The organism is Sutterella parvirubra YIT 11816, from assembly GCF_000250875.1.
Lineage (GTDB): Bacteria > Pseudomonadota > Gammaproteobacteria > Burkholderiales > Burkholderiaceae_F > Sutterella > Sutterella parvirubra.
Genome location: NZ_JH604872.1, coordinates 1 through 9,170 on the forward strand (window position 1 = coordinate 1; position 9,170 = coordinate 9,170).

Annotated in this window: 7 protein-coding genes; 2 read left to right on the forward strand and 5 right to left on the reverse strand. The window is 64.6% G+C overall.

What is annotated here, in order from left to right; all coding sequences use genetic code 11:
- Nucleotides 1-374: 374 nt before the first annotated feature.
- Entirely contained in the window at nucleotides 375-1,157 is a 783-nt protein-coding gene (locus HMPREF9440_RS01485) for a MipA/OmpV family protein (protein WP_008540809.1), read from the forward strand.
- 241 nt (nucleotides 1,158-1,398) lie between these two features.
- Nucleotides 1,399-3,108 carry an RNA-binding domain-containing protein gene (locus HMPREF9440_RS01490; RefSeq protein WP_040763195.1) on the forward strand — a complete coding sequence of 570 codons (1,710 nt, stop codon included), beginning with the start codon at nucleotides 1,399-1,401 and terminating at the stop codon, nucleotides 3,106-3,108.
- Between the two features lie 311 nt (nucleotides 3,109-3,419).
- Here the strand turns inward: HMPREF9440_RS01490 and HMPREF9440_RS01495 are convergent, their stop codons facing one another.
- The 5 genes from HMPREF9440_RS01495 to HMPREF9440_RS01515 all read right to left on the reverse strand — a co-directional run.
- Complete coding sequence (locus HMPREF9440_RS01495; protein ID WP_008540811.1) at nucleotides 3,420-4,625, reverse strand: ABC transporter substrate-binding protein; 1,206 nt, start codon at nucleotides 4,623-4,625, stop codon at nucleotides 3,420-3,422.
- 66 nt (nucleotides 4,626-4,691) lie between these two features.
- The gene (locus tag HMPREF9440_RS01500; protein WP_008540812.1) at nucleotides 4,692-5,438 is read right to left on the reverse strand and encodes a class I SAM-dependent methyltransferase; all 747 of its coding nucleotides are present in this window, start codon (nucleotides 5,436-5,438) and stop codon (nucleotides 4,692-4,694) included.
- A gap of 3 nt (nucleotides 5,439-5,441) precedes the next feature.
- Nucleotides 5,442-6,485 (reverse strand): ABC transporter ATP-binding protein, encoded by a 1,044-nt coding sequence (locus HMPREF9440_RS01505; protein WP_008540813.1) that lies wholly within the window; start codon nucleotides 6,483-6,485, stop codon nucleotides 5,442-5,444.
- Entirely contained in the window at nucleotides 6,478-7,515 is a 1,038-nt protein-coding gene (locus HMPREF9440_RS01510) for a FecCD family ABC transporter permease (RefSeq protein ID WP_008540814.1), read from the reverse strand. The genes HMPREF9440_RS01505 and HMPREF9440_RS01510 overlap by 8 nt, the downstream gene beginning before the upstream one ends.
- Before the next feature lie 251 nt (nucleotides 7,516-7,766).
- A partial coding sequence (locus HMPREF9440_RS01515) for a Y-family DNA polymerase (protein ID WP_216586052.1) occupies nucleotides 7,767-9,170 on the reverse strand: 1,404 nt, incomplete at its 5' end.

Sequence of the window (9,170 nt, forward strand, 5' to 3'; positions counted from 1 at the left end):
GTAAATTTTATTTCTTTACTGTTCCTAAGTCCGTTGTCCGAACCGTCCGGCCGGTACCGAGTAGCGGGCGTCGGCCGGGCGGCATCGTTCTTCCGGACAGCCGGATGCGCTGCGCGGACTTGGTCTCCGATCCGGTCGTCCGTCTCCTAGGATCGGGGCGTGCGCACGTCCGTCGGACGGGGTCGGACAGATGAACCGTACCGGAATTGTTTCCGCAGAATCCTGCGGTTGACTGTCGAATGCGCCTTAACTAAACTCCGGCCCTTTATTCGGAGAGGACTGCGGGGGAGGTCTCCGACCGCATGACCGCACGACCGCCCGCAGCCCGAGAGAGATCAACCGTTGAGGGGCCGCAAGGCCCGACCCCACTGACCATGAAGAAGAACAATCCCGCCGCACTTGCCGCCGCTTTCGCCTCGGCTCTCACCGCCGTGACCGCCCTGACCGCCTTGACCGCAGCTCCCGCCCAGGCCGCCCCCGAGGGCCTCTCGGTTGGTTTCGGCACGCACGTCTGGTTTTCGGAATACAAGGGCGTCGACGACGTCGTCTATCCGCTCCCGCTCATCAACTGGGAGGGCGAGCGGCTCTACGTCCACGGGATCGAAGCGGGCGCGTACCTCTTCAAGAACGCGCAGCACGAAGTGACGTTGGGCGTCGGGCTCATGCCGCTTTCGTTTGACGCGTCGGATTCGGACGACCGGCGCGTGAAGCGGCTCGACGACCGCAAGCTCTCGGCGAGCGCGAATCTCGGCTATGCGCTCAATACCGAATTCGGGCGCTTCCAGGCGATTTTGGGCGTCGATGTTCTGGGGAGAAGCGACGGGATCCTCTTCACGGGCATCTACAGCTATCCGATGTTGTTCGGCCGCACCCAGGTGATCCCGTCGGTCGCGGTCACCTACGCCGACGCCAACTTCAACGACTACTACTATGGCATCTCCGCTAAGGAGTCCGCCCGCTCGGGGCTCGCCGCCTACGACGCGGGCGCGTCGGTGACGCCGATGCTGGGCCTGCACGTCATTCACAGCTTCGATGAGCACTGGTCGGTCTACGGGTCGTCGTCCTTGACCATCCTCGCGAAGGAAGCGAAGGACAGCCCGATGGTCGAGGACAAGGTCCGCTTCGGGGTGGGCGCGGGGGTCACCTACCGCTTCTGATCTCCCGGCCTGAAAAACCCGTGAGGCGTCCCCGGCCGCGCCGGGGACTCCAGGAAAGCCGAAAGCCCGGACGCGCTGAACGTCCGGGCTTTCTGATTGTTGGATGCGTTTATTGGTTGCCTTAATGCGATCATTAGATGTTATGAGGCGATCATAATGCAATCACGAACGCAAGCGTGAGCGCATCATGTCTCGATTGCGGTACGACAACCGAGGCTTTCACGCCCAAAGGTTTCAGGCCATGCAGTTTCCTTCCAAAGAAGACATCCTCGTTGAATTCAAGGCCGTCCCCAAAGCCGGCTTGCCGGACAGGGCTGTTCTCGACGCCATCGTGGGATTCGCCAATGCGTCGGGCGGGACGCTCTACATCGGCATTGACGATTCGGGCACGGTGACGGGCATTCCGGCAGATTGTCCGAAATGGATCGATCCCTGGCGGATCGAAGCTTTTGCGCTCGAAAGGACGATGCCTCCGGTTCAGGTTCACAGCGAGATCGTCGTGACGGACGAGGGTCTTTCAGTCGCCGTCATCCGCATTCCTCCTTGTGACTTCATCGTGTCCGCGAACGACGGCCGCGTTGTGCGTCGCCGCATCAAGGGCGACGGCACACTGGAGAACATGCCCGTTCATCCCATCGAACATCCGACTGAGTTGGAAAGCCGACGTCATCAGGATCTCACGTCCCGAACGGTCTCCCGGAGCACGCTACAGGATCTCAATCCGCAGGAAAGGGATTTCCTGAGGGAAACGATCCGAACGAATCGGGGTGATGAGGCGCTTCTCGAACTTGACGACGAAGCGTTCGACCGTGCCTTGGGAATCGTTGCACGGGACAAGGACGGCGTGTGGCGCCCGACCTACGCGGGATTGCTTTTGATCGGGCATCGGGCGGCCATCGAACGCTTCGTTCCCGGCCACCGTGTCATTTTTCAGGTGTTGAACGACGATTGGTCGAAGCGGATCGAAGAGGAGATGGATCTTCCCATCGCCACCGGCATTCGACAGCTGATCAATGCCGTCAATGCTGTCAACTACGAAACGGAGTTGGAGTCGGGTCCCTTCCGGGTCGGCCTCAAGGATTTTGACGTACGGGCCGTGCGTGAAGCGGTCGTCAACGCCTATTGTCATCGGGATTACGGACGGAACGAACCGATTCTGGTTCAAGCCTTCGACGACGAGCTCCGAATCTCCAACCCCGGCGGTTTCAAGCCGGATGTTTCCTACGAGAAAATCCTCTCGGCTGCGCCCCCCGGGCGCAATCCGCATTTGGCGAACGCATTGATGCGCATCGGGCTCGTGGAACGTACGGGGCGCGGTCTTGTCCGAATCTACGAAGGTTCCGTGCGGATGGGGAGGGTTTGGCCGAGGTATGGCGGCTCAACGGACGCGCGGGTGGAGGTGCGCATCTCACGGGAGAAACCCGATCCTGCGTTCAAATTCTTCATTGACGACCTGGAAGAGAAGCGTGGAAAACGATTCAAACTTCTTCAGCTGATGCTCATTCAGGAGCTTCGCAAACGTCCGAAGACGACTTTTGAAAAGCTTCTCGTCCGGTTCCCCTTTCCGGGCGATTTGGTCGATCAGGAAATCGAGCTCATGACGAAGGAGGGCTTCATCGTGGAAGAGGACGAGAATTCCTGTCGGCTTTCCGAAGTCTTCCAAAGCATTCTGCTCAAGCCGCCGGTTTCGGCGGAGAGGTCCCCGTCGGGCGTCAGGGACGCCTTGAAGACGGCTCAACCCGAGGGCGAAAAACCGCGGACTCTGGCCGAACGGGAAGGTGTGCTTCTCGACGCCTTCGTGAGGCGGCCGTCGGTCACGCGCGCGGATGTTGCCGGACTCCTCGATTGCTCGCCTCAAACGGCGTACAGGCTCTTGAACGGCATGACCGAAAAAGGTCTTCTTCGCGCCGTCGGCGAAGGAAGGAACCGCCGTTACGAGCGGAACGTCTGAGCGCAACCGACCGGCGCGGCGGAAGTGACGGGAATTCGCGGAAGGGAATGCGCCGCCCGGAGGAATGGCTGTCGGAGGCCTGTGCGGCTCGGTTTCGGTTCAATGGGCTGAAAACCTGTAGAAGAGAGGCGAAGAATAGACCTCCTTGCAGGGACATGCTTCCGGGAAAGTCCCGGCCGCGCCGGGGACTCCAGGAAAGCCGAAAGCCCGGACGCGTAGCAACGTTCGGGCTATCGAACTTTTTGGAGGCTGGGAGGTCTCCTTTGCCGTTGGTCCGCCTGCGGTGACGCTCACCGCGTCGGCGGAGGACCTCACAACGTCGTGAAGAACGTCCCCGCCGGGTCGACCTCGGGGAGGTAGCGCCGGTAGAAGTTCCCGGGAATCTTCTCGACGTCGACGTCCTCGAAGCGCGAGGGGTGCAGCTCCTTGGCGAGCCAGAGCGTGTAGACGTAGTCCATCATCATGCGCAGACTCCCGTGGTCGACGCCCAGAACGCGCTTCTCCTGCACGGCCTTGACGCGGCTCCAGAGCGGGCGCGAGGCGAACCCGGCGAGCCGCGCCTTGGCTTCGTCCTCCTTGACGGTGAGGCCCATCCGCATCTGGTCGGACTCGTGCCCCGCCCAGATGCTCCCTGCGATCACGATCACGTCGGGGTTCGACGCCAGTACGAACTCGCGGTCCAGGGCGCCGTAGGGCGCCTTCATGTCGCGGGCGATGTTCCGCGCGCCCGCGGCCTCCAGAATCGCGCCCCAGAGGATCGTCTTGTTGTAGGAGTTCCCGTAGGCGGCGAGCCCCATGTTCCCGCACTCGACGTAGACCTTGGGCTTCTCTGCGTCGGGGAGATCCTTCAGGCGGTCGGCGACCAACGTCAGCGCGTCGCGGTACTCGCGGATGAGGCTCTCCGCCACCGCTTCGCGGCCGAGGAGTTTGCCCAAAAGCTCCGTGCTCTTCGCGTGGGTCTCCAACTTTATCGAATGATAGTCGAGTACCACCGTGCGGATCCCGGCCTTCTCCCACACCGCGACCTTCGCGCTGTTGGCGGCGAACTGGCTCCGGTTGATGAGAAGCACGTCTGGGCGGATCGAGAGGATCGTCTCGGTCTTCAGAATGTCGTCGTGGTAGCCCCCGATCGAGGGAATCGACTTCAGCTGCGGGAAGGCCTGCATGAGCACCCGGTACTCACCCGTGCGGGTCGCCTCCCAACCGTCCTGCGGGAGTGCGGCCACCTTGGCGAGCCCTGCGCCCCCCGAAACGAAGAGGAACCCGAGGATGTAGTTCCCGACCGCGAACTTCTGCGGACGGCGCTCGAACGCCACCGTGCGGCCTTCGACGTCGGTCACCGTGAAGGGGCCCTCGGCGGAGGCCTCGGGCGCTTGAGCCGCATCCGCTGCGAAGGCCGCCCCGAAGGGGGAGGCGAGGGCGAGCCCTCCCAAAGCGGTGAGGCCGAGCCCCCGCAGGAAGGGGCGGCGGCCGAGGTGGAGTTCATTCAGATCGGTCTTGTCGGTCGGGTTCGTCATGGCGTGGTCCTCCTGGGGCTCGATGCCGGCGTTGGGATCGGTGCGGGTGGTGCGGTCGGTCTGCGGTTACGCGGTCTTCTTCGCGATCAGCGTGAAGTCCGTCACGACGGGCGAACCGTCGGGGGCGGGCGTGGTGGAAGTCGAGAGCGACGCGATCGACGCGCCCACGCCTTCCAGAATCCGCACGTCCCAGTCGGGGCGCAGTTCACGCGTCAAAGGGAGCGTCTTCGCGCGCTCGGCCATCACGGCCGGGTCGACGTTCCCGAAGATCTTCGGGTCGTGGCTCTTCGGCGCGGGCTTCGCGGCGACGGCCGCGGCGTGCGTCGCGTCGATCAAATAGCGGTAGTGGTTGCCGTCCGCGGTGAGGAGCGTCCCGCCCGTCTTGAGCGCCCGCCACCAGCCCTTCAACGCCTCTTCGGCGTCGGGGAGGTTCCAGAGGACGTTGCGGCTCATGACGAGGTCATAGACGCCTTCCTCATCAATCGTCCCGGCGTCGCCTTCGACCAGGGTGATGCGCTCCAGAAGCCCGCGGGCTTCGGCCGATGCCTTGAGTTCTTCGAGCATCGCGGGCGAGCCGTCGAGCGCGGTCACGCGGGCGTTGGGGAGGCGCTCCGCGGCGAGAAGCGAAAAGAGCCCCGGGCCGCAGCCGACGTCGAGGATCCTCACGTCGGCTTTGTCTTCGAGAGGCGCGAGGACGTCCTCCAAGACGCCGCGCCAGCGGCGGGTGTCTTCCGGGTCGGCGTCGTTGACGGTGGCGATGGCGTAGCCGCGGGCGCGGGCGTTCCAGTAGTTTCGGATGAGTTCTTCGGTCATTTCTCAGCGGGTGGTGTGGGTGTGTTCGTGGGCGTGCCCATGCTCGTGCGCATGGGCGTGATCGTGACTGTGTTCGTGCGGGAGGTGCTCGGGCGCCGCGTCGAAGAAGTGCTCGTTCGGAAGCGGATGGACGTGCCCGTGACCGTGATGGTCGTGGTCATGCCCGTGATCGTCCTCGTCGGCGTGCCCGAGTTCGGACGCGAGCCACTTCGCGCGCTTCGGGATGACGGAGAGCCACCCGAGGGAATTCTTCTCGACCGCCGCGTCGACGCGGTAGACCTCGTCCAGAACGTCGGGCGTGAGCACATCCTCCGGCGTCCCCCAGGCGCGCACGCGCCCCTCGTCGATCATGAGGAGCCGGTCCGCGAAACGGGCGGCAAGAAAGAGGTCGTGCACGACCGCGGCGACGACCGTCCCGGTGCGCCGGGCGTAGCCGCGCGCGGCTTCCATGACGATGAGCTGATGGCGGAGGTCCAAGGCGCTCGTCGGTTCATCGAGGAGCAACGCCTTCGGGTCCGAGACGAAGGCCTGCGCCATGAAGACCAACTGCTTCTGCCCGCCCGAGAGGCTCGCCACCGGGTCGTTCGCGTGGCGTTCGATGTGCATGAGGTGAAGCGTGCGGTCGACCTTCTCCAGAACTTCGTCCGAGACGCGCCAACCGAGGTTGCGGACGAGCCCCAGCATCACCATCTCAAAGACCGTCAGGCGGCTTCTCACCTCCGCCAACTGCGGCAGGTACGCGACGTGCGAGCGCGGAAGCACCCGGCCGTTTTGGATGAGCTCGGCCTTCCCCGAATAGGGGAGAAGCCCCGCGGCGGCTTTGAGCAGCGTCGTCTTCCCGCAGCCGTTTCGGCCGATGATGGCGACCACTTCGCCGCCCTTCAAGGTCGCCGAAACGTCGGCGAGGATGGTGCGCTCGCCCCGCGTGACCGCGAGGCCGGAGAGCTCGAGCCTGAGATCGGTGGATTCGGTGGATTCGGTGGATTCGGAAGGGGCGTTCATGGCGTCCGCCGCGTTCGGCGTCTGCATGTGTCGGAACTCAGGCATTCAAACCTCCGCGGTCGCGCAGCAAAAGCCAGAAGAGGAAGGGGACGCCCACCAAACTCGTCACGATCCCGACGGGAAGCATCGCGCCCGTCGAGAGGAGCTTGGCGGTCAAGGCCGAGGCCAGAAGGAGCGCGCCGCCCAGAAGCGTCGACGCCGGAATCAGGTCGCGGGCGTCGTCCCCCAGGATGAGCTTCGCGGCGTGCGGCGCCACGAGCCCGACAAACGCCACGGTCCCGATGAAGGAGACGGAAGCCGCAACGAGGAGCGCCGCCGCGGCGAAGGCCGCAAGGCGCAGCCGTCCCACGGCGATCCCGAGGCTCTTCGCGCGCTCTTCGCCGACGGTGAGTGCGGTCAATTTCCACGCGTTCGGGAGCATGAAGACGAGCGTCAGCACCAAGGCGCCTGCGGCCGCCCCGGCCGCGAGAAGGCTCGAGCGCTCCAGGTTCCCGAAGGTCCACCCGGCAATGAGTTGCGCCGTTTCAGGGGACGACCGGTACTGCAGGAACTGCTGGAGCGCCGTGAAGAAGAAGTTCATGATGATGCCGGCGAGGATGAGCGTGCCCGGCGTCATCCCGCGGAAGCGCCCGAGGGACAGAATCCCCGCGGAGATCAGGAGCGCGAAGACGAAGGCGGCCGCGATCGTCCCCATCCAGAGTTCGCCCATGAAGCTCCACCCGAAGGCGATCGCGAGCGCGGCGCCGAAGGACGCCCCCGAGGTGATGCCGAGCGTCGACGGGCTTGCCAACGCGTTCGCGGTGATCGTCTGGATGAGAAGGCCTGCGAGCCCCAAGGCCGCCCCCACCATGAAGGCCGTGGCGCTCATCGGGAGGCGCACGCTCCAAAGAATGATGGCGTCGGGCTCCATGGCGTCCGGGCCCGCGGCCATTGCCGCGAAGAGCCGGTCGAGCGTCATCCCGCTCGAACCCGCGGCCAAGTCGGCGGCGAAGAGCGCGAGGGCGGCGACGCCGATCAGAAGCGTGCCCAAGCGGCGGCGCCGTTCGGCGCGGCGGTATCGGAGGTGACAGGACATCGTGCGTGGGGATCGGGTTGGGCGGAGCCTTGGGTGTTCGGGGTCGGACGACTCCGGATTCACACAAATCCGGAAACGTTATGAAGGCATTCTACGCCCGAGGCCTTGCACGATTCGATAGGCCTCTTGACCGAAATTTCCGGAGGGCGACTACGCCGAAAGTGGAGGAGGCGGCTTCCGAAGGGGGGCGGATCACCACCCGAAGGGACAGTCCTCGCCTCGCCCCGGGCCGACCACCAACCTCACCACACTCACCAAACTTCGATCAGGTCTTCCCAACGCGTGAGGCAGCAGCCCGACAAGTGGTCGCGCTTCATCTTCCAGGTGTCGGACAACATCGTCGCCGCGGGCCGCACGGACCCGCGCCCCCAACGGGCGTTCAAGTCGTCGACGGTCTTCATGAGATGCTCGCGGCGGAGCATTTCGGAGGAGACGCCGAGCACCCCCGAATCGTCGACCCCGTCGAAGAGCGAGGGCTGGTCCGGCGCGGTCGCCCCGGCGGCCGCCTTTCCGACATTTCCTTCCTTCCCGTCACCCTCCGCGAAGCGGAGCTCCGACAAAATCACGCCCGCCTTCTTGTAGCGCATGCGGGGGTTGAAGCGCTTCTCCACGGCTTTCACCGCCAAAGCGGTGAGCGTCAGCGTGTCCGAGGTCGGGTGAAGGAGCCTCACCAACACCTCCGCCGCGTCCTGAGGTTCGTTCTGACGGAAGACGTCGGTGTAGAAGAAGACCGTCATCGCGCCCGCGGTGAGGCCGTGTTGGCGGAGCTGCCCGGCGGCCGTTTCGACGTGGTTCGCGATCGCGGACGCGACGGCGTCCGCGTCCTTCGCCGCTTCGCCGAAGCTGCGCGAGCGGCAGATCTGAAGGGGCTTCGGGGGCGTGAGTTCCAACGGGATGCACATGCGGCCCAAGAGCTCTTCCCTCGTTTTCGCCCCCACGACGCCGAAGCGGCTCCGCACCGCACTTCCGGGAAGTTGAACGAATTCGAGCGCCGTGTCGGCCCCCATCGCCCGCAGCCCCTCCGCCGTGCGGGAGCCCACGCCCCAAATTTCCTTCACGGGGGTCGAGGCCAGGGCCTTCTCGCGGCGGGCATCGGTCAATTCGAACCAGTTCACGACGCCCCCGAAGGCGGGGTACGTCTTGGCGAAGTGATCGCACAGCTTCGCGAGCGTCTTCGTGGGCGCGATCCCGACGCAGGAGGGCATGAGGAGCCACTTCCAAAGCCGGGCGCGAAGCGCCTGACCGAGTTCGGTCGCTTCTTCGGGCGTCAGGCGGAGGTCGGTCAGGTCCGCAAAGACCTCGTCGATCGAGTAGCGCTCAATGGTCGGCACCATCTCCTTCATCACGTCGATGATGCGGTCCGAAATGGACTGGTAGAGCTCGTAGTTCGAAGACCTCACCGCCACGCCGTTTTCGTTGAGAAAGTCCCGCACCTTGAAGTAGGGGACGCCGCGCTTCAAACCCAGCTTCTTCGCTTCCTTCGAGAGCGCGACGATGTTCCCGTCGTTGTTGGAAAGCACGACGACGGGCTTTCGTCTCAGCGTGGGGTCGAAGACCTGCTCGCAGCTCGCGTAGAACGAGTTGATGTCGATGTGAAGGATGACGGCGGGCGGGGTCATGACGGGGAGAGGTCGGGCGGGGGTGCGGGGATGCCG